Consider the following 22,518-nt stretch of genomic DNA (forward strand, 5'->3'; position numbering starts at 1 on the left):
ACTGAATCGAAGCACCTCCGATGCAGTCATCCGCGCCTCACGTTAAAACACAAACCCGGTTCCATCCTATGCGCGGACAATGTCCAGTCATGCGCTTGGGCGATTTCCTTACAAATGGCCAGGCCGAGTCCTGCGCCGTAATCACGCCGGTGGGCGCCGCGCCAGAATCGGTTGAATATCAGCGGGAGTTGTTCTTCCGTGACGCCCGGCCCCTGATCCCTTACTTCCACGGTTGTTGCATCAAGGGTAACTCTGATTTCGGTTCCTTGAGGCGCATGCTGAATAGCGTTTTCAATGAGATTTTTCAGCAAGGTAAACAGCGCACTTTTATCCGCTTTCCAGGTCGATCCGCGCGCATTGTCGAGTATCACCAGCCGCACGCCTGCCGCGTCTGTCATGCGCAGTAAATAGGTGGCCGTTTCCTTTGCAACGTCATATACATTCACCTCGGTGAAGCGATAGTTTTGCGCTTCAATGGTTTCGGCCAATATCAGCAGTTGCTGGACCTGGCGGGTCATATGTTCGATATCGAGTAGCAGCGCATCGCGATGACTGCTTGTGCTTTCCAGTTCAATTTGCGCGCGGATCAGCAGCAATGGTGTTTTCAATTCATGGGCGGCGGTGGCGAGAAATTCCTTTTGCACACGGTAACCCTGTTCGAGCCGGTCAAGTACATGATTGAAGCTGGTGACCAGCGGTACGATCTCACGCGGTACCGAATCCGCAGCCAAACGTGCATGAAGAGAATGCGGTGAAATTTTTGCAGCGGACGTCGACACTTTGCGTAAAGGTTTGAGTGTGTATTTCAGGGTGACGTAGCCGCAAATGCCGAAGATAAAAAGCAAGACCAAACCGAATAGTGCGACGCCTTTGACCATAAATGGGACGGCAATATGATCATTGATAAGATTCAGGAACCGGTTGCTGATGCCAATTTGTACAAACCAGGTTTGTCCCTGATGTTCAATGGATTTGGTAGCACCCTGGATGGTTATGCCATTGCGGTCGAATTCAAATTGTTCTTGCCGGAGTTCTTGAATGGCGGGGATTGAGGACCAGAATGCCGTGCCGGCGGAGGAAGACATCACTGTGTGACCAGAAGAATCCAGCACACGGTAAGCGGCCTCCTCATTCAGGCTATCAAAGAAAAACCATGCATCCTCCATGTCATTGTCTTCCTCTTCCATACCGACAGGAATGCCCTGATCGTCAAACACGAGTTCCCCGGCCAGCCCATCGGCGACTTCTGCGAGATTGGTGGGCGAAAACATATCGCTTTCCTGGGCAATCATTAATGCTATTGCCACAAGCCCGATGCAAAGCGTGCTCAACAACACGCCGACCACATAGGCCAGCAACACTTTGACGCTGAGACTATTCAACGGCAGTTGTCGTATCTGTTTCACGAAGCGCATAGCCAAGGTTTCTCAGGTTAACGATCTGTTGGTTTGAGCCAATACCAAGCAACTTGCGGCGGAGACGATGCAACGCCACATCCAGGGCGTTGGGTGTGACGGCTTCACTCAGTCCCCAACCGGCAGCTTCCAGCGCACTGCGCCGTACGACGCTTCCCTTCTTGCTCACCAGAAGCAACATAATCTGTAGTTCGGCAGGCGCCAGGGTCACGTTGTCGTCCTTGCAGCACATGATGCCGATAGCGGGTTTTATCAGTAGATCGCCATGGACGGGATCGAGTGCGATGTTGTGAACGGGACGGCGGAGCAACGCGCGAACGCGGGCCACCATCTCGTCCATGGCAAACGGCTTGGGCAGGTAATCATCGGCGCCTGCTTCGAGTCCTTCTACACGATCATGCAAGGCATCTCGTGCGGTCAGAATAAGGCAGGGAATACTGAGGCCGGTGTTGCGCAATCGCTGGAGGAAATTGATTCCATCGCCGTCGGGTAATCCCCGATCAAGGACCAGCGCCTGGTAAGGCACTTGTTGAACAGCCGCCATCGCCGAATCCATACGGTCAAACACATCAACGGCTATGCCGGCTGCTGCCAGCTTTTTGCTGATTAACTCAGCCAGGCGCTCATGATCCTCAACCAGAAGAATGCGATTCATCAGAACTGATACCGGTAACCAACAATCATCCGGCTATCGGTGGAGCTGTCTACCAATGGGCTGTCCTTGATTTCCTGGGCGAGGCTGGTTGCGCCAAGATCAAGGAAGAGTGCGTTGTGCCTGTCGAACATATAGATACCTCGTAAACCGTATTCAATATTAACGGCCGACTCTCCGATAAAGGCTGGCCGATCAACGCGAACTTCGTGGGTGCGGACGCCGTAGTGATAATCAACGTATTTGTCGTCTTGCCAGCTCGCCACCACGCGTGGAGTAAGGATGAGCCGTTGGCCGAACACCCAGGTTCTTTCCAGGCCGAGATTGAACTGCTGCCCTTCGCTGTTACCCGAGATGTCACTCAGCCACTCTGCACTGACATCGACTAACGGATTGCGCCATTCTATCTTGGCACCGGCCCAAAACCCGCCCTTGCGCTCGTCCATGCCATTCAGTATGGGCGTTTCATCCGCTTCATCTTCATCGTAGCCGCCAAAGCTGTATTGGGTAACTGCTCTGAAGCTAAATTGCTGGGATTCGCTGAGTTCAAGGTTTGCCAATTTGAACTCAATGCCGGCCCCGACCAGTTCTACATATTTACCTTCGTAGAAGATCAGCGGGATTACCTTGTTGTCGCGGTCAATATCTTTAAAAGGTTTCTGGCTGCTGATGGCAGCGATACCCAGGCTCCAGCTTGATTCTCTCTCGCTTTCTAACTCGCTTCCTGACTCGTTTTCTGATTCCTGAGCGGTGGCTGTAAGTACTGAGCCCAGACCCAGCGTTGAAATAGCGATCATGCGCATGATGATAGGTGAACGTAGTAATACCGCTAAGTGCATAGGGTTTCTCCAAATAGGTTTGATGGCAGCTTCAGTATTACCTGTGTCGTCTTACTGCTTCCTTACGGCGGTTTCTTTTCCAGTAAGCATCAGGAAAGTTTTCGTGGTGGATAGTGGTGTTCGACATCACACCGCTCATTTGCTGGAACTGAATGAATATGCAGAGAAAAACCCGTAGGACTGTATTTATCTTCGCTAGTGTCATCTTCCTCATTGCTGCTCTGACGGCAGCAATGACATTTATGCCTTTTAAAAAAGAATCGGTGAATGACTCACCGACAGTCGCGGCGCGGCCCGTACTGACGGTGGCTGTTACCTCACCGCAGACAACCGCATTGACGGTCCGGGTTTCCGCTAATGGCGACATCATGGCGTGGCAGGAAGCCAACATTGGTACGGAAGCCGATGGTCTTCGCCTGATAGAGGTACTGGCCAATGTCGGGGACAGGGTGAAGCGCGGCCAACGACTGGCGACCTTTGCCAGCGATATTATCGAAGCCGAGTTGGCGCAGAGTCGTGCGATGGTTGCCGAGGCAGATGTCGCGTTGGTTGAAGCGGCGGCCAATGCCCAACGCGCCCGAAGCTTGCAGGGTAGCGGCGCCTTATCGGTCCAGCAGATCCAGCAATACGAGCATGCTGAACGCGCCGCCCAAGCCAGACTGGATGCAGCCAAAGCGGTGGAAAAGACGCAACAGTCACGCCTGGCGCAAACCCGGGTTCTGGCCCCGGATGACGGTGTGATCTCCGCACGCGCCGCCGCCGTGGGTGCTGTAGTGCCGGCCGGGCAGGAACTCTTCCGCCTGATCCGCCAGGGCCGGCTTGAGTGGCGAGCCGAGGTAGCGGCCTCAGATCTGGCGAAGCTTAAACCCGGCCTGCTGGCGGAGATTACGCCGACTGGCGGACAACCTATCCTGGGCAGACTGCGGATGGTCAGTCCAATGGTCGATGTGCAAACCCGCAACGGTGTGGTGTATGTCGACCTGCCACCGGACGACAGGGTGCTCGCCGGCATGTTTGCGCGGGGTGAGTTTGAGATCGAGCAGGTGCAAACCCTGACGCTGCCCCAGAGCGCGATATTGCTGCGCGATGGTTTCAGCTATGCATTGCGCGTCGGTCCTGATTCCAGGGTGGTGCAAACCAAGTTGGTGACCGGGCGGCGTACGGGAGATCGCGTTGAAATCCTTGATGGCCTTGATGCATCTGCCAGAGTTGTGGCCGCCGGTGGGGGTTTTCTCGGTGATGGGGATCTGGTCCGGGTGGTTGAGAACCACGCTCAATCCACTAGCGCGGCGCAACCTCCACAGGGTGACCTATTGTGAATATATCGTCCTGGTCTATCCGCAATCCCACACCCGCCATCATGCTGTTCCTGATGCTCACTTTTTTCGGCCTGATGGGATTTCAGGCAATGAAGGTCCAGAATTTTCCTGATGTTGATCTGCCTGGCATCATCGTGACGGCAGAGCTGCCCGGCGCTTCACCGGTGCAACTGGAAAACGATGTTGCGCGCAAGATCGAGGACTCGATCGCCACCTTGCAGGGCGTCAAGCATATCGAGAGCGTTCTGACTGACGGCAGCGCCCGGATTTCGGTGGAGTTTCATCTGGAAAAATCGGTTCAGGACGCGGTCGACGACGTGCGCGACGCGGTAGCGCGTGTGCGTTCAGATTTACCGGCGGATCTGCGTGATCCGGTGATTGAAAAAATTGAAATCGCCGGCAGCCCTATTCTCACCTACACGGTTGCCTCGCCGAGGCTGGATGACGAAGCACTCTCCTGGTTTGTCGACAATCAGATCGCTCGCACCCTGTTATCGATACCCGGCGTCGGCGCGGTAGCGCGAGTCGGCGGTGCGACGCGCGAGGTGCGCGTCGAACTTGATCCGGCCCGCTTGCTGGCGATGAACGCGACCGCTGCTGATCTCTCGCGCCAGTTGCGCCTGACGCAACAGGAAGCCGCCGGTGGGCGTGCCAGCCTGGGTGGCGCCGAACAATCGATTCGCACGATCGCGACGGTACAGACGGCGGAAGAACTGGCCCGTATGGACATCACCCTGGCTGACGGTCGGCGTGTCAGTCTCGATCAGATTGCCCGGGTACAGGACACGGTGGCCGAGCCGCGCTCCATGGCGTTGCTCGACGGACAACCGGTGGTCGGCTTCGAAATTATGCGCTCGCGCGGCGCCAGCGAGATTGATGTTATGCAGGCGGTGCGGGCTGCCGTAGCGCAGCTGCAGGCAAGGCATCCCGATATCACCTTTACCGAGGCCCTCAATTTCGTTGATCCGGTGGAAGAAAATTACAACGGTTCCATGACGCTGCTCTACGAAGGCGCAGCACTCGCCGTCTTGGTAGTCTTCCTGTTTTTGCGCGACTGGCGCGCCACCGTTGTTGCTGCCGTTGCCTTGCCCTTGTCGGCAATTCCCACCTTCGCGGTTATGCACTGGATGGGTTTTTCCATCAATACCATCACGCTGCTGTCCCTGTCGCTGGTGGTGGGGGTGTTGGTTGATGACGCCATCGTCGAGATCGAAAACATCATGCGTCACCTCCGTATGGGCAAGACGCCCTACCAGGCGGCAATGGAAGCGGCCGACGAGATCGGCCCGGCGGTCGTCGCGACAACATTTACCTTGATTGCGGTGTTTCTGCCGACCGCCTTTATGGGCGGCATGGTCGGCAAGTTTTTTGTGCAATTCGGCTGGACCGCCGCTATCTCGGTCTTTTTCTCGTTGGTCGTGGCGCGCATGCTGACGCCGATGATGGCCGCTTACTTTCTCAAGCTGCCCAGGCACGACGACACAACGCCGCACTGGTTAAGGCGCTATGAGCAGTGCGTGCAATGGTGTCTGAAACACCGCATAACCACAGTGATCGGCGCGCTGGTTTTCTTTATTAGCAGTTTTGCGCTGGTGCCGCTCCTTCCCACCGGTTTTATCCCGCCGGACGACGTATCGCAGACTCAGATAACCGTGACACTGCCGCCCGGCAGCACGCTGACGCAGACCTCGGCGGCGGCTGAGCAGGCACGGCGGTTGATAGAAGAGAACCCTTATGTACAGCGGGTCTACACCGCTATCGGTGGTGGCGGCTCGGCGGGTTCTGGCCCTATCCCGGATGGTGGTGCAATCGACGTACACACGGCGAACATGACAATCACGATAACCCCTCGCAAAGACCGGTCGGGCGTCTCCCGGCAGCAGATCGAAACACAACTGCGTGACGCACTGATGCTGTTGCCGGGTGCGCGCGTCAAGGTGGGTACGGGTGAATCGGAAAACTATGAGCTGGTGCTCGCAGGCGAGGACAGCCTCGCGCTCGCCAGTTATGCCCAACAGGTGGAGCGGGAGTTGCGCACTATCGCTGGCGTAGGCGCCGTTATCTCAACCGCGAGTCTGGTGCGTCCGGAATTGATTGTGCGTCCCGACTTTGCCCGCGCCGCTGATCTCGGCGTGACATCGGCCGACATTGCCGATGCCCTGCGCGTGGCTACCAGTGGCGACTACGGTCAGGAACTTGCCAAGCTGAACCTGAGCGAACGGCAGGTGCCTGTTGTCGTGCGGCTTTCCGAGACTGCCCGTGAAGATCTGCAAACGCTAAAGCGCCTGCCAGTGCGTGGGGCACGGGGCCCGGTACCCCTGGAAAATGTCGCCACGCTGACTCTCGGTAGCGGTCCGTCGGACATCACGCGCTATGACCGCATGCGCAATATCAATGTTGAGGTCGAGCTGAATGGCCAATCCCTGGGCGATGTCGAGCAAGCCGCCCTTGCGCTGCCGTCCCTGAAGACACTGCCGCCGGGCATCACCCGAACCTCCGGTGGCGATGCAGAAAACATGGGCGAATTATTTGCGAGTTTCGGTCTGGCCATGGCTACCGGCGTGCTGTGCATTTACATGGTACTGGTGTTGTTATTCAAGGATTTCGTACAACCCGTAACGATTCTCGCCGCGCTAGTGTTGTCGATTCCCGGCGCGTTCCTCGCGCTGTTTATCACCGGTTCCGCGTTGTCCATGCCGTCAATGATTGGCCTGATTATGCTGATGGGAATCGCCACCAAAAATTCGATTCTGCTGATTGATTACATCGTTCTCGCGCGCCATGAATATGGCCTGACCCGGTGGGATGCCGTTATCGACGCCTGCCGCAAACGTGTTCGCCCTATTGTGATGACGACCATTGCCATGGGCGCAGGCATGTTGCCCATCGCATTGGGCTGGGGCGCCGATTCAAGTTTCCGCGCGCCCATGGCAATTGTTGTGATCGGGGGATTGATTACCTCAACCTTTTTGAGCTTGCTGGTGATCCCGGTGGTATTTACTTATGTGGATGATGGCGTGCAGTGGCTGTTGAAAAACGTAGAAAAATATTTTCGGTGACAAGTGGCATCTAAACATCAGTAAATCCAGACTTATCAGTCAAAGTCTCACAAGAAATACAGCCGTTTATCACTAGCTGCCAAACCAACACAGTCATAAAGTGGTGACCGTTGACACGCAATGTCAATGAACGTGACCCGAAAGGAATGCTTTAACTTAAAAGGAAATTTGCTATGAAAAAATCCCCTCTATGGGTGGGTGTGCTGGCTGCACTCGCCCTTCAAACTCCGTTCTATTCTTCTTCTGCAATCGCTGATGAAACCAGAACCAAAATCGAACCGCGCGAATTGATGCCGCAAGCCGAGCTGGTATTTACCGGCAAGGTTATCGATATTCAATACAAGGACGCCGAAGACGGCACGCCGCATACCTTCGTGACCTACGCCGTGGGTGATGTGATTGCCGGCCGTCCGGATGACAAACACATTACCTTGCGCTTTCTCGGCGGTCGCCAGCAGAAAGGTGACGTCATTCGCTATCTGAGCGTATCCGAGTCGCCGGATTTTCATGTGGGCGAAACCGATGTGTTATTCGTGCGTAAAAATAACACCAGCTTTTGTCCGTTGGTGGACTGCAGTAAAGGCCGGTTCCGCATTCGCAATGGTGTGTTGGCCACAGAAGATGATCTGGCGATTGTAGCGACGAAAGAAAACGCGCTGCGTGTTTCGTCGGCGGTGATTAATCCTGCGACCGGAGAAGCGATAGAGTATGGTCTCGGTCTATCCGAACCGCGTCTTGATCCGTCTGAGCCACAACCAGAGCCGATACCTGCCAATGTTGTAAAAGCGGAGCAATTTATTGCCGACATGAAAGAACTATCGAAAGGTTTCCCGACATTACACGATGGTTCGGTTCGTTTTTTCTCTGCCAATATCAACGATGCTATCAAAGTCCCTATTTTGAAACCGACGACGCCAAGGGATCTTGAATTCACCTCAACCCGTGTACCGAACGCCAGTGACTTTGATCGCTGGGAAGAGGAGATGGTTGAGAAAAATAACGGCAATCCCGTTCTCAGATAATCATCGTATTGGATAAATCGTCTTGGACAAGGAAGCATAAAATGAACAGAAATTTTCTAGTTATCACTGCACTATTCATCAGTCTGATTACCCTTGAGGTTAATGCCGCGAAATGGCGGGAGTGTAATGGCAATAAAATCAAATGGGGCAGCAATACCGTGACCATGCACGCGAGCAATGTCAGTTTTGTACCTGGCTCGTCGTTCACCAGTTCGTTGCAAACTTCGATCAACCGGGTCAACGATAATCCCAGCAAATTTAATTTTTCGTTGGCACTCGGCGACTCATCGGTGGGACGTAATAATAACCAGAACGAAATCTGGTTCAGCAACAATCCCGATATTCTCGATGGTGCGCCGGCGATTGCACTGAGCTGGAGACATTGTTACTGGTTGTTCGGCTGGCATTACGGCATTGATGAAGTAGATGTGGTTTTTAATGTGGCCACCAACTACACCACATCGATGGCCAAGACCAGCCTCTGGCCTTTCGGTGGTCCGGCACGTCCATTCCAGACCACAGCAATCCATGAGTTCGGTCATGCGCTGGGTCTGAAACATGAAAATCGCTGGTACAACATCATGGGTCAGGATTGGGATCACATCCACGTAAATGGCAATACCGCGCGTTCCTATTTGGGTGAAGATGCAGCGGATGGTTCGGTTCATTTATACGGTGCCACGACTGGCACGATGGAAGATGTATCCCTGACCAACTTTAAATATCAGGGAACCAGCGGCGAGTACAGTACGCATCAACCCACGCGCATGTACAACTCATCTGACGCGGTGTTGAGTTCTTTTATTGATGAGGGTGAACGCCGCTACCGCGCCAGCAAAAACCAGACAGTGAAACTGGAATTGACGGCGGAGAACAACGGCAAAAGTTATCAGGAAGTCAAAATTGCGTATTACATCTCCAGCAACAGTACCATCACTACGCTGGACCGTTTGATCGGTACGGGTAATCTCACCCTGGGGCGCAACCAGCCCTACACCTTCAAACGCACGTTGGTCATTCCCGGTGATCTGACATCGGGCAATGATTACTGGGTCGGTGCGGTCATTGATTACGATAATGCGCTGGGGGAAACCGTTTCCAGCAACAACGCCACCTATATCCCGATTCGTATTAACTGATAAACCCGCCATAAAAATCCCGTTCACGTTACACAACGTGAACGGGACTTAAGTACGTCAATAAAATATTAGTTGATCAGCACAACGTTCGCGTAGTTAGCGCCCGCCGGATGATTAACCTGCATGTCCGTCCAGGGACAGGCACCGACGGACTCATACAGGAACTGCGATCCCCAACTGCCACCGTAAGAGGTAATGAACGTCCAGGTGCAATCGCGGACGCTGGTGTAAGCATAGGGATTGCCCCACCAGGGATATTGGTAGGTTTCAGATCCCGCTTGCGCGACGGCACTCATGGCCAACAAACCAGCAACAAGACCTTTCAGACTCAATTTGACGTTTTTGTTCATATTGATTTCCTTTGATTGATAAGGAGAGCCGAGGCTCTCTAGCATCGTTAGTCTCTGTTGAAGAGTGGCCGCTCAGTCAGGTACAAAAATCGTTTTGTATTCACGACTCTGTAGATCAACAGACATTTTTGGGTTACCCCAAAATCGGTTTACTCAGCGGGTTGTCGCCGCGCGTTCGAAATAAATCTGCGTGCTGTAATTTTTTTCATCCACAACCACTGTGTAAGAATCAAATAATTGTTGTTGCGTTATTATGTTATTAAGCGATGTATTAAGGCTGGCGAGCTGATCCGCATCGGTGGTGAGAACGGACAATCGACATTGTTGGGAACGGCATTCGCTCGACATGCTCGGTAACCAACGCAGATTTTCATCCTGCTCAATAGCAGAATCCAGGTGCGATTTTTTTGTATTCGCCCACGAGGCATCTACAGCTTCAGCCGCAAATTGTTGTTCCATTTTTGTTCCGAAGGTATGCGCATCAGCCTCAAGTTTTTGCATACGCACCTGGTGCTTTTCTATTTCATTATTCAATTGATATTCACGCAGCCGTTCGAGTTCGTCCGCATCAGGATCGGCCACGGCTAGTTGTGGTACCGGATTTTGCGAAGCTGAAATGTGAGTTGCCACGGACGATGGTTGTTCGACGGTTAACCTCGGGCGAGACTCCAACTCGTCCACATAGCGGGTGAGATCCGCAATCTGATTCTGTAACTGTTGAATATCGGTATTCACTCTGTCCGATTGCCTGACAGGCACCGGTTCGGACGATGAATAGAACTGCGCGCCAGCAATAAAGCCTGCAACGAAGACGGCAGCGATCATTATTATTTTTTGCATTGCGATTAACTCAGCATGTGTATTTTTATAAATGAAAAATAATAGTAAGGAATGGCAATTATGCAAACGTAACGGTGGTTTAACTGGTAAATGTCGCAATAATCATTTTTTGTGTGGTTTCTCGCGCTAGTCATTCGCGCATTTTTCTACCGTCCATGTCGCGCTCTACCGCACACATAAGTAAAAAGCCTGGCGCATATCACCCCGCCGCCCCTATCCCGTGCATTACAGCGCCAAAACCTCCATATAATCAGACAATATGTTGATCTATAAACAGACAAGGAATAGGATTGGATGCCAATCATGTATACAAGTACGCAAGTGTGCATGAAGATCCTTAACGGCGGCTTTTGCATCCTCCTCCGGGCTCATGCAACTGCCTAACAATAATCAACCAGTAAGGGATTTTTTTATGGACTCAACACGTATCTCTCCCCTGTTTAAGATCAGCTTACTCAGCCTTGCGGTGGCGTCATCGGGGGCTATTGCGCAAAACCAGATTGAAGAGTTGGTGGTGACGGGTTACAAGGGCAGTTTGCAAAGCGCCACTAATGCCAAGCGTGCATCAACCGCGTTAGTGGAGTCCGTCTTTGCGGAAGACATCGGTAAGTTTGCCGATTCCAATATCGCGGAAGCGATTAACCGCATGCCCGGCATACAAATCAATCGCAATGTGTTTGGCGACGGTACGAACGTTTCTATTCGCGGACTGGGCACCAGTTTTACCAAGGTAACGCTCAATAACGCACAAATTGCCGTCGCTTCCGCCGGCAGTGTTGATTCACAAAACCAGAATCGCGAGATCGATCTGGATCTGTTTCCCACCGAGCTTTTTACGCGCTTCGATGTACAGAAAACCCCGACGGCCAGCATGCTGGAAGGTGGTGCGGCGGGTGTGGTTAACATTCGTAACGCGCGCCCGTTTGATAACAGTGAGCAAGGCTTTCACTCGGTCGTAAACGCACAGGGTGTTTACACTGATATCAATGATGAGATCAGTCCAAAATTTTCGGCCCTGGGAAGTTGGACGAATGACACGGTCGGTGTGCTGGGCGGCATTTCCGTTTTTAATAAACAATTGACCACGGAAGGATTTGAAACCATCGGTTGGACCAACCTCAATACCTCGCACCGAATTTGCGGCACCACGCCAGGTGCAGGCCAAACCCAGGCAACCACCGGCGGGTGTAATCCCTCGGGCGGCAACAACTGGAATGTGGCGGGGCTGATTCAGGACGCGAATGATCCCAATTTTGGTTATGGTGTGGTTCCGGCCAATGCCGGGGCGGGTTTAGTGGCGGGCACTATCATCGACCAAAGCTTTTTACTGGAGCAAAACCCAGGGCTTGATATCACCCAAATTTCCGAGGCGCTGATTCCTCGCCTGGGTCGCTCGGCGTACATGGATGGTGAGCAGGATCGTTTGAGCGGCCTGGTGTCTTTTGAATATCGCCCGAGTGACAGCATGCATTTTTATCTCGATGTTATCGCGACCAATCAAACCCGCGACTTTAATCGTCTGGCCTTGGCGTTTATCGGCCGCAATGGCACTGCCATACCCACGGATATGGTGTTGGATAGTAATAACGTCGTGCAGTCCGCCACCTTTGGTGCGGCGCAATTTATGCTCGAAGCAAGACCCTATACGGAAGATCTGGATTTCTACAACATCAACCCGGGCGCGCATTTTGAATTTGGTGATGCACACGCGCTGGATGTGCAATTGAATTCAAGCCGTAGCGATTGGAAACGTTCACAGCCCACGGTGCTGGTGAATACGCCCATCGGGCAAGTTGATTTTGTGAACGGTGAAGTCCCCACCTACACCTCGGCGGTGGATTTGAATGATCCCAATGCGGGTTGGACATGGACGGGCGGTGGCCGTGTGAATATTTCGCTGGAAGAGCGCGACACCGAAACCGATGGTATCCATGTGGATTATCGTTTTGGCGATGACGATAACAACATCAAGGTAGGTGTAGCCCAAGACACCATTCGCCGTGCGATTCGCGGCTATGACAACAGCGGTCGCTGGGAAGATGTGGTGTGCCGCAATGGCCTGGATGCGGACGGCAACTCGCCGACCACGGATCGCGCTCCCTGCAATGGATTAAACCCGAATTCTGCCGTACCGCAATCAGAATTGGCGTCCTATTTAACCCCCGGCCCGGCCGGTTTTATCAGTGTTGATTTCGACCGTTTTTTTGCGGCCACGGATTATTACAACCTGGCAAGAAACGCGCCCGAAGGTGGTGGCTCCGCAACGGGTGCGTCTACCGGGATTGTGGATGAAGACACGGTGGGTGCATATCTGGAATTCAATGCAACCACGGATATTGCGGGGCGCGCGATGCGGATCAACCTCGGTGGCCGCTACGTGGAAACCGATCAACTGATTGAAGGTCCGGTGTCTATTGCTGCGCAACCCACGGCCAATCCACCGGTGGAAGCGCAACGGTTTTACAGCGGCGTTTCCTCCAACTACAACTATTTTTTACCCTCACTTAACGTGAGTTTTGATGCAGCCGAGGATGTGGTGTTGCGTTTTTCCGCGTCCAGAACCATGACCCGTCCAAACCCCAGCGCAATGTTGCCCGCAACAAACTTTAGTGACCCTTCCGCGCAAAATGCAACGCAAGGTAATCCCGATTTGCAGCCTTACCTTTCCACCAATCTGGATATCGGTGGTGAATGGTATACCGGTGATGAAGGCTATATTGGCCTGACATTATTCGGCAAACAACTAACGGGTTTTACCGTCAATCAAAACACCACGATTCCCTTCTCGCAATTGCCGGTGGCGATTGGTAATCCCTTTATGATTCCGTTTGATTCTCTATCACCGACGGCGCAAGCCGCCATCATGAGTCGCGGCGGGCCGGATGTTGCCCAGGTTACGGTTACCCAACAAGTAAACTCGGATGGCAACCTGGAGATTGAAGGTGCGGAGATTACCTGGGTGCAACCGCTGGATATGATCCTGGAAGGTTTGGGTATTAACGCCAACTACACCCACATCCATCAACGAAGTGAAGGCAATGGAGCGCCGGCGCAAGCCATTGGTGTATCACCGGAAACCTACAACTTCACGGCCTACTGGGAAAATTATGGCGCGGCCATTCGTTTAACCTATGTGTGGAATGACGAGCAGTTGTCTTCCGGGCTGAATCAAAATGGTATTCCCTACGCACAATTAAAAACCGATGCACGCGGCCAGCTGGATTTGTCAGCCAGTTATGATTTTGAAAATATCACGGGTGCACCCCAGGTCAGTTTAAATATCACCAACTTAACCAGTGAACCCATTCGGCAGACGTTCCACTACGATTCCGCAACCTTCAGTTACTACGACCCAGGCATGTTTGTCACCTTGGGTGTTCGCGCCTCGTTTTAATTAATTATATAAAGCTTTCCGCTTTCCCCTGCTCGCAAGGCAGGGGTTTTTTACTCACTCACAACGACTTTTTTATTTCAAGGTAACCAATGAATATCAACAGATTTTTTTTGTGGGGCTTACTGGTTTTTGCATCTTTCTGTTTTGCAGAAAAACAATCGCTAGCCGACAATAAACAACCGCAGGCGTTTCGTTACACCAACCCCATTACACGGGATGCCGCGATTTCTATGCGCGATCATTTTATTATCAAGGTCGATAAAAAATGGTATGCCGTCGGCACCTCCAACCCGATATGGACCGGCCCGAATCCGGGTGTCCGCTTATTGGTATCGGATGACATGCTCAATTGGAAACAACATTCCTGGTTGATTGATGCCAGTAAATTACCTGCCGACAGTCCTTACAACGGTCGCTTTTGGGCACCGGAAATTCATTTTATTCAAAACACCTATTGGTTAACGGTAAACAGTGGAAAAGTAACAGATGAAGATCCCAAAGGAATGAAGACGCACAGCATCTGGTTATTCTCCGCAGAAAAAGTGACCGGCCCTTACACATTAGTGAATGGCCCGCTCACACCGCAATACAACAACGATGCGACCTTATTCGAAGACGATGATGGCCAAACCTATCTGTACAGCAGCGGCAATGGTTTATTCCAGGGGAAAATCGATCTGCCGTCCGGCAAAGTGATGGGCAAATTTGAAAAAATTCTGGACAAACAATCACCCGGCAATCCGGATTGGATGATTGGTGGTATTGAAGGGCCGTTTGTGATCAAAAAGGAAGGCACCTACTTTATGTTTTTTTCATCCTGGACACGCGGGTATGAAGTGGGGTTACTCAAATCCAAATCACCCTTGGGGCCATGGGTGTTGGCGTCGCGCGAGCCGATTTTTGGTACACGCAAAAAAGGCTATCGTCCGGAATTGGCGGAAGCAGGCGGTTACGCCCATTTGAAGTTTCAGGATTCACAAGACCCCTACTCCGAAACCGGTCACAACGCTCTATTCATCGGCCCGGACGGAAAGCTCTGGAGTTCCGCGCACTACCTTATGTATGAACAACGGCCTTATCCCTACAGCCAAACACTTGAAGACTGGGAAAAGACACCGCAGATGGGCATCGAGCCTGTTCACTATAAAGACGGCATGTTTTATATCAATGGTCCCACCTGGACCGAACAGATTATTGAGTAATTGTTAATAATGTCGAAAACATGGCGGGCAGGTATCCGCCATGTTTTTCCGACGTGAAATAAAGGCGAGCAACACGGCTTTCGTCTGAATCATCACAACCCATGACCGCGATGGCGCATATTCCTGCATCCTCATAAGATCATCCCGATTTTGCGAAGGCAATCAAGCGCCAGAGTTGCCGCTAAGTCAGATAGTATGACAAGATATGTAAAGATGTCAGTTTAGCGCCAGGGTTCGGGCTTTCTCCCGCTTGCCATGGATAAGCGAAATCTCCTATTTAAATAATTCTAATTAATCGCAGGAGTTAATCAGATGCCGTTAACGACTCTTTCCAACGGACGCCACAACCCCTTTTCCGTGCATGCTTAAATTCTATCGCAATGCGGCGCTCGCATTTTTAATGCTGCTCTTGCTCACTGCGCTTATCATCGCGGTTGGTGTGGTGAAGTCGCAGCTCAGCACGTCGCTATTTCCCAAGCGTGACGCGACGCTGGTGTGGGCGCCTGCGATTGAACCCTCACAGCAAGAGAATAAAACGGTATTAAATGTTAAAAGCGAAGTGGGAACCATCGATTACGAATTCTTTCTTGATCCTGACGCTGAGTTTCCCTACACACACTATTCTTTTTATTTTATTGACTCCGCGCAGCCATACAAACTGGTCGATCTCACTCGCTATAGTAACGTCTCGTTTCGTATTTTATGTGATCCTAAAAATGTGTTGCTGTTTGTCCTGTTCAGTTATGACGAAAAAGTGACAGACCCGATCAGGCCGGTGACGCGGCGCGTTTCTTCCAGTGCTTTCTCCTGCGATAACCAATGGACAACGATAACGATCGGATTTGATGAATTGGATACACCCCATTGGTGGCTGGATAGATATGGTTACGAATTCAGCGATCAAGGCTATCAATTACACAAGACCATGGGTATTGCCTTTGTCAATTCATTGCAGAGTCCGTTGAACACACTTTCTCACGTAAGACTCACGGACGTGAAGCTCGAAGGTACCGCTCCTCAATATATTTATGTCGCTGTGTTGATCAGCCTGTTGATCTGGGCGTTGTTTTTAATCGGGTTATTTCGCCGTTACATTTTTGTATTAACCGTGGATATCAGAGAAAAAGTCAGGTTGGATCAGCCGTTGCTTGCTTATAAAAAGCTGTCAATTGAACCGCAAAAAGATAAAGAGAAAAGTGCACTGTTACGTTTGATGGCCACGGAATACGCGAACCCGGATATCAGTCTTGAGTCGGTTACCCTCTCACTGGGAATTAACCGAACCAAGATAAATGAAATACTCAAAGAAGAACTGGCTCTCACTTTCACTGCCTATTTGAACAAGTTACGGCTCACAGAAGCCGCGCGACTTCTGTCAGAAAATGAAGATGCCAACGTCTCTGAAATTGCTTATTTGGTTGGATACAACAACGTCTCTTATTTCAATAAGCTATTTAAAAATGAATACGGGTGCACGCCAAAAACATTCAAAACCTTGTATCAATCTAAAGAAGAAACATAAAAACCTAAAGAAGAAACATAAAAACCGACCCGTTCCCATTAAATGTCGATGCAAGATTCCACACAATATTTTCAACTTGCTCACTATTGAAGCCAGTTATCAGTAAATCCACATCTTCTCGTTTTATTCTGGAACGTCCTTTTATTAACCACCTTTCTTGCAACCTGCTGTTGTGCCGCAGCGAAACCGGACATTGGGTAAAGTGGCCTGGATCACACTTTAAATCGCATTGGCACAATATTCATTTAACTATTTACATAACTACTGAAATTTTTTGCATTTTTTAAAAACCCTTTCATAAGTGCAACTCTTCCCTGATGCGCTTCATTATTCTCCCGCCTCGGCATTGCTCAGCGCTCAACCCCGCGGCAACGCCTTACCTTGTCCAATAATCAAAAACAGCAGGGAATTCTATGGAGACTAATAAGATAAAAATCTTACGAGAGATAGTGCTTAAGTCGTTGGTCGGTGTGTGTATGATTTGCAGCCCGGCCTTTGCACAAACCGTCAACATCAACCCATCAACCGAACACCAAACCATTCGCGGTTTTGGTGGAATGAACGCCCCCGGTTGGATTGCCGACCTGACCTCCGCCCAGGTGGACACCGCGTTTGGTAACGGTGACGGGCAGCTGGGATTGTCCATCATGCGCATGCGCATTGATCCCAATTCCAATAACTGGGGCATTCAGGTGCCCGCAGCCGTGCGCGCAAAATCCCATGGCGCGATCCTGCTGGCCTCGCCCTGGTCGCCGCCAGCCTACATGAAGACCAATAACAACCTGAATAACGGCGGCAAACTGCGGCCGGAATACTACGGCGCTTACACCGACCATCTGTTGAGTTTTACCAATTACATGGCCGCGAATAACGCGTCGGTCTATGCGTTATCGATCCAGAACGAACCGGACTGGCATCCCAATTACGAATCCGCCGAATGGAGCGCGACCGATTTTGTAAATTATTTATTAAGCCAGGGTTCGCGTTTTGGTGCTTTGAAGGTGGTGGCGCCTGAGTCGCTAAACTTTAATCCGGCGCTTTCCGATCCTTTCCTGAATAACGCCACCACGGCGCAGCATGTGGATATTATTGGCGGACATTTGTACGGCCGCGCGCCGCGCGATTATCCGCTGGCGCGTAGCAAAGGCAAGGAACTCTGGATGACGGAGCATTACACCGAAAGCCAGAACTCCGCTAATGCCTGGCCCTTGGCATTGGATGTCGGTACGGAGTTACACCAAAGCATGGTGGCCAACTTTAACGCGTACATCTGGTGGTATATCCGCCGCAGTTACGGCCTGTTGACCGAAGACGGCGCCATCAGCAAGCGCGGTTATCTGATGGCGCAGTATTCGAAATTTGTGCGGCCCGGTTATGTACGCATTGCCGCCACGGAACAACCGCTCACCGGCGTTTTTGTTACGGCATATAAAGGCCCGGACAATCGCGTGGTGGTGATCGCGGTTAATACCACTACCTCCCACCGCAATCTGAACCTGAATTTACAGAATGTGAATGTCGGGCAGTTTGTTAAATACAGCACCTCCGCGTCATTGAACCTCGGCTACGGTGGCCGCACCAGTGTTGCCGGTAATAGCGCATCGGTGTGGGTCGATCCGCAAAGCGTTGCCACCTTCGTCAGTGAAGCGGGCAGCGGCAGTTCATCCAGTGTCAGCAGTACCTCATCGTCCCGCTCTTCGGTAGCGGTTTCCTCGCAAGCCTCCTCACAGCCTTCCTCCAGTGCCAGCAGCGCTGTCGGCGGCGTCACGGCGAGTGTTGAGATCAGCAACGATTGGGGCAGCGGTTACTGCGCGAACCTGCTCGTCAATAACAACACCAATGCGCCGGTCACCTGGAATGTCAGCGTGACGGTTCAGGGCACCGTGAACAATTTGTGGAACGGCAGCTGGAGCCAAAGCGGTTCGACACTGACCGTTGCCGGTGTCGGTTGGAACAGCCAATTGCAGCCTGGCCAGACAGAGTCGTCGGTCGGTTTCTGCGCATCGCGTTAAATCCCGAATCTCTTTTCTTGAACAGGACGATCGCCATGAATAATAACCTGACAGATAAAAAGCAAATTCATCAACGAGCGAAAGCTTTACCGGTTTCCGCGTCTATATTACCTACATTTACTCGCATGATGGCAGCGATAGTGTTTCTCTTCGCCGTCATCGCCCACGCCGACAATCCCCTTGTGTCCCACGTTTACACAGCGGACCCGGCGGCGCGGGTATTTAATGATCGCGTCTATGTCGTAGTCACCCACGATCAGGATAACCAGGCCGATTACGGCGGGCTGATTGATTACTACCTGTTTTCCTCCGACGACATGGTCAACTGGCAGGATCACGGGATTATCTGGAATTCCCGCAACGATACCAGCTGGGCGAACCTGGCGTACGCGCCGGATTTTATCGAGCGCAACGGTCGCTACTATTTATATTTTCCTGACGGCGCCGGTTCAATTGGTGTGGCCGTCGCGGATCGACCCGAAGGCCCCTACACCGATCCGCTGGGTCGCCCGTTGGTAAGCCGCAGCACACCGAACGCCAACGTGACCTGGTTGTTTGATCCGGGTGTGTTTATCGATGATAACGGCCAGGCCTATTTATATTTCGGCGGTGGCGGTCCGGGGAATGCGCGGGTGATTCGCTTAAACGACGACATGATCAGCACCAGCGGTTCGGCGATTACCCTGGATGTGCCAAATTTCTTTGAAGCGCTGTACATGCACAAAAGAAACGGCACCTACTATTTAAGTTATTCCACTGACACCGCAGGCGGTTTAACCATTGATTACATGACCAGCAATAATCCTACCTCCGGTTTTACCCGTCGCGGTACCGTGTTGGGTCAGCCCTGGGAAAATAACAGCAACAACAATCACCAGTCGATTATTCAATACAAAGATCAGTGGTACATCTTTTACCACAATCGCGCGGTGGCCAATGAAGTGGGTCACAGCACCTTTTCCCGTTCCATCAACGTGGACCGTTTGTACTACAACGCCGATGGCACCATGCAGCGCGTTAACGCCGGGCCGGTGGGCGTTCCGCAATTAAAAAATGTGAATGCGTTTAACATCAATCAAGCAGAAATGTTTGATAACGAAAACGGTATTGAAACCGAGCGCGCCAGCGAAGGCACCATGAACCTGATGATGGGCTCTGGCGATTGGGTAAAAATTGCCGATGTGGATTTCGGGGCGGGTGCAACGGGCATGAATGCGCGTGTGGCAGCGGCGATTAATTCCGGTCTGGAAATTCGTCTGGACAGTATCAACAACGCACCTATTGCCACCTTGCAAGTGCAAAACACCGGCGGCTGGCAAACCTGGCAGACGCAATCCGTTTCATTCAGCCGCGTCACCGGCGTGCACGATGTGTATCTGCGTTCAACCGCCGGACACAATCTGAATTGGTATCAATTTACCGGCACGACTGGCGGCAGCGGGCAATTGATGGTTGAGCTGGAATCGCTCAGCAATCAAAGCAGTTTCAGTCCGTTCCTGGTGCAGTCCGATAGCGCCGCTTCCGGTGGTCAATACATCGAATGGCCCAACAACAATAATCAATTGCTGGGCACGCCCGCCGACAACGAGAGCGGACAAATCCAGATTGCCTTTTCGCTGTCGCAATCCGCCAGTGTGCAATTCCAGATGCGCGCGGCCATGCTGAATGCGGACGACGATTCGTTCTATTACAAACTGGATAACGGCGCCTGGACGACGCAAAACAATACCGCTACCAGCGGTTGGCAAAATGTGTCCGTCGCGAATTTTGAAAACCTGGCGGCGGGCAATCATGTGCTGAGAATTTTGCGCCGCGAAGATGGCACGCGTCTGGATGCGGTGACGCTCACCGCGAGCGCCGGCACCATCAGTGCGAGCACCAATACGTCAAGCAGCGCCAGTTCAGTCAGTTCAAGCCCCAGCTCCAGTGCGGTGAGTTCAAGCGTTGCGAGCAGCGTGGCCAGCTCGACGCCCACTGGCGGTAACGTGTCCGGTTCGATACAAATTACCAATGACTGGGGCGGCGGTTATTGTGCGTCGCTTACCGTGACCAACAGCAGCGGTTCAGCGGTCACCTGGAATCTGGGTATTACGGTTGAGGGTACCGTGAGCAGTTTGTGGAATGGCGAATGGAGTCAAAGCGGTTCAACATTGAACGTGTCCGGTGTTGCCTGGAACAGCACCTTGCAACCGGGCCAGAGTGATTCGTCTATCGGTTTCTGCGCAAACCGTGGCAGCACGCCGCCGGTATCCTCCAGCAGCGTCGCATCGAGCACACCGTCATCCAGTGCGCCTTCTTCAAGCACGCCATCGTCAAGCGTTTCATCTTCCAGCGGCTATGAAGTGCCGGAGAATAATTTTGCGCAAAACGGCGGTGTAGAAAGTGGTTTCAGCAACTGGGGTTCAACCGCCGGTACCGCAAGCCGCAATACCTCACAACGCCGCAGCGGTTCCGCCAGTGCCTACATCAGCGGTCGCACGGCTGCGTGGAATGGTTTGACCTTTAATGTTGGTGCGCTAACGACCGGCAATGAATATGACGTGGCGGTATGGGTCAGGCTCGCCGCTGGTTCACCGGATTCGGTGGTGATGTTAACGGCCAAGCGTCAGGACGATGCGGATACCTCGACTTACAACGAATATTCGCAAGTGGCAATGGCTACTGCCTCTGCCAGTCAGTGGACGTTGCTGCAAGGTTATTACACGCAATCCGGCACACCCTTCCAGCATTTCATCATCGAATCAGAAAACGAAACCATCAGTTTTTATGCGGATGATTTTTCTATCGGCGGTGAAGTGGAGCAAGGCGGCGGCGATCATGAATTCTTTGTTGGCAATATCACCACCTCCGGCAATGTGCGCTCCGACTTTATTCAATACTGGGATCAAATCACGCCGGAAAACGAAGGCAAGTGGGGTTCCATTGAAGGCACGCGCGATGTGTATAACTGGGCACCACTCGACCGCATCTACAATTACGCGCGCGCGAATAATATCCCGGTAAAAGCACACACCTTTGTGTGGGGCAATCAATCGCCCAATTGGCTCAACAATTTGAGCGGCCCGGAAGTTGCCGCCGAAATTGAAGAATGGATTCGCGATTACTGCGCGCGTTACCCCGACACGGCGATGATCGACGTGGTGAACGAAGCCACACCCGGCCACGCACCGGCGACCTATGCGCAACGCGCTTACGGCAACGACTGGATTATTCGCGTATTCCAGATTGCGCGGCAGTATTGCCCCAATTCCATTCTGATCCTTAACGACTACAACGTGTTGAGCTGGAACACCAACGAGTTTATCGCCATGGCACGCCCGGCTGTGCAAGCGGGTGTGGTAGATGCACTGGGGTTACAGGCGCACGGTCTGGAAGACTGGTCGTTTAATGATGTGAGCAGCAAATTGAATCAGGTAGCTGCACTGGGCTTGCCGATTTATATCTCTGAGTACGATGTCGCGCGCACCAACGACCAACAACAACTGCAAATCATGCAGACACAATTCCCGCTGTTCTATAACCATCCATCGGTTGAAGGCATCACCCTGTGGGGTTACGTCGTGGGCCGCACCTGGGTGAACGGCAGTGGTTTGATCCAGGAAAATGGCACACCGCGCCCGGCCATGACCTGGTTGATGAATTATTTGAATCGTTAAAGCGATACCCGATGGAGAAGGATTTCCATCAATAGCAGTAGAAACACCAAAAAATAATCGACCTGCGCAGTACTGCTGCGCAGGCATATACCTGCAT

General features: G+C 52.2%; 14 protein-coding genes. 9 read left to right on the forward strand and 5 right to left on the reverse strand.

Annotated features, from left to right (window positions below):
- Nucleotides 1-26 precede the first annotated feature (26 nt).
- Genes CBR65_RS14005 through CBR65_RS14015 form a run of 3 tightly spaced genes read right to left on the reverse strand, consistent with a single transcriptional unit; the run spans nt 27 to nt 2,906 of the window.
- Nucleotides 27-1,415, reverse strand: a complete 1,389-nt coding sequence (locus CBR65_RS14005; RefSeq protein ID WP_087467434.1) for an ATP-binding protein — start codon at nt 1,413-1,415, stop codon at nt 27-29.
- Nucleotides 1,375-2,070 (reverse strand): response regulator transcription factor, encoded by a 696-nt coding sequence (locus CBR65_RS14010; protein ID WP_087467435.1) that lies wholly within the window; start codon nt 2,068-2,070, stop codon nt 1,375-1,377. Before CBR65_RS14010 ends, CBR65_RS14005 begins: the two co-directional genes overlap by 41 nt.
- On the reverse strand, nt 2,070-2,906 hold the full coding sequence (locus CBR65_RS14015) for a MipA/OmpV family protein (RefSeq protein WP_198300744.1): 837 nt from the start codon (nt 2,904-2,906) through the stop codon (nt 2,070-2,072). Before CBR65_RS14015 ends, CBR65_RS14010 begins: the two co-directional genes overlap by 1 nt.
- Nucleotides 2,907-3,148: 242 nt before the next feature.
- Between CBR65_RS14015 and CBR65_RS14020 the strand changes: the two genes are divergently transcribed.
- From CBR65_RS14020 to CBR65_RS14035, 4 genes are all read left to right on the forward strand, one after another.
- Nucleotides 3,149-4,225 (forward strand): efflux RND transporter periplasmic adaptor subunit, encoded by a 1,077-nt coding sequence (locus CBR65_RS14020; RefSeq protein ID WP_198300745.1) that lies wholly within the window; start codon nt 3,149-3,151, stop codon nt 4,223-4,225.
- Nucleotides 4,222-7,284, forward strand: coding sequence for an efflux RND transporter permease subunit (locus tag CBR65_RS14025; protein ID WP_087467437.1), 3,063 nt, complete (start codon nt 4,222-4,224; stop codon nt 7,282-7,284). Before CBR65_RS14020 ends, CBR65_RS14025 begins: the two co-directional genes overlap by 4 nt.
- A gap of 173 nt (nt 7,285-7,457) precedes the next feature.
- The gene (locus CBR65_RS14030) at nt 7,458-8,306 is read left to right on the forward strand and encodes a hypothetical protein (RefSeq protein WP_087467438.1); all 849 of its coding nucleotides are present in this window, start codon (nt 7,458-7,460) and stop codon (nt 8,304-8,306) included.
- Nucleotides 8,307-8,347: 41 nt separating this feature from the next.
- Nucleotides 8,348-9,445, forward strand: coding sequence for a hypothetical protein (locus CBR65_RS14035; protein WP_087467439.1), 1,098 nt, complete (start codon nt 8,348-8,350; stop codon nt 9,443-9,445).
- A 68-nt stretch (nt 9,446-9,513) separates the two neighbouring features.
- Here CBR65_RS14035 and CBR65_RS14040 read toward each other — a convergent pair whose 3' ends face one another.
- Nucleotides 9,514-9,795, reverse strand: a complete 282-nt coding sequence (locus CBR65_RS14040; RefSeq protein ID WP_087467440.1) for a hypothetical protein — start codon at nt 9,793-9,795, stop codon at nt 9,514-9,516.
- 153 nt (nt 9,796-9,948) lie between these two features.
- Nucleotides 9,949-10,635, reverse strand: coding sequence for a hypothetical protein (locus CBR65_RS14045; RefSeq protein ID WP_157672076.1), 687 nt, complete (start codon nt 10,633-10,635; stop codon nt 9,949-9,951).
- A gap of 412 nt (nt 10,636-11,047) precedes the next feature.
- Between CBR65_RS14045 and CBR65_RS14050 the strand changes: the two genes are divergently transcribed.
- The 5 genes from CBR65_RS14050 (at nt 11,048) to CBR65_RS14070 (ending at nt 22,421) form a co-directional block, all read left to right on the forward strand.
- The gene (locus CBR65_RS14050; RefSeq protein WP_087467442.1) at nt 11,048-14,029 is read left to right on the forward strand and encodes a TonB-dependent receptor; all 2,982 of its coding nucleotides are present in this window, start codon (nt 11,048-11,050) and stop codon (nt 14,027-14,029) included.
- Between the two features lie 89 nt (nt 14,030-14,118).
- Nucleotides 14,119-15,231 (forward strand): glycoside hydrolase family 43 protein, encoded by a 1,113-nt coding sequence (locus CBR65_RS14055; protein ID WP_087467443.1) that lies wholly within the window; start codon nt 14,119-14,121, stop codon nt 15,229-15,231.
- A 361-nt stretch (nt 15,232-15,592) separates the two neighbouring features.
- The gene (locus tag CBR65_RS14060) at nt 15,593-16,753 is read left to right on the forward strand and encodes an AraC family transcriptional regulator (RefSeq protein WP_087467444.1); all 1,161 of its coding nucleotides are present in this window, start codon (nt 15,593-15,595) and stop codon (nt 16,751-16,753) included.
- 413 nt (nt 16,754-17,166) lie between these two features.
- Complete coding sequence (locus CBR65_RS14065; protein WP_157672077.1) at nt 17,167-18,765, forward strand: cellulose binding domain-containing protein; 1,599 nt, start codon at nt 17,167-17,169, stop codon at nt 18,763-18,765.
- 35 nt (nt 18,766-18,800) lie between these two features.
- Nucleotides 18,801-22,421 (forward strand): endo-1,4-beta-xylanase, encoded by a 3,621-nt coding sequence (locus CBR65_RS14070; protein ID WP_087467445.1) that lies wholly within the window; start codon nt 18,801-18,803, stop codon nt 22,419-22,421.
- The last annotated feature ends 97 nt before the right edge of the window (nt 22,422-22,518 follow it).

This window comes from Cellvibrio sp. PSBB006 (assembly GCF_002162135.1).
Classification (GTDB): domain Bacteria; phylum Pseudomonadota; class Gammaproteobacteria; order Pseudomonadales; family Cellvibrionaceae; genus Cellvibrio.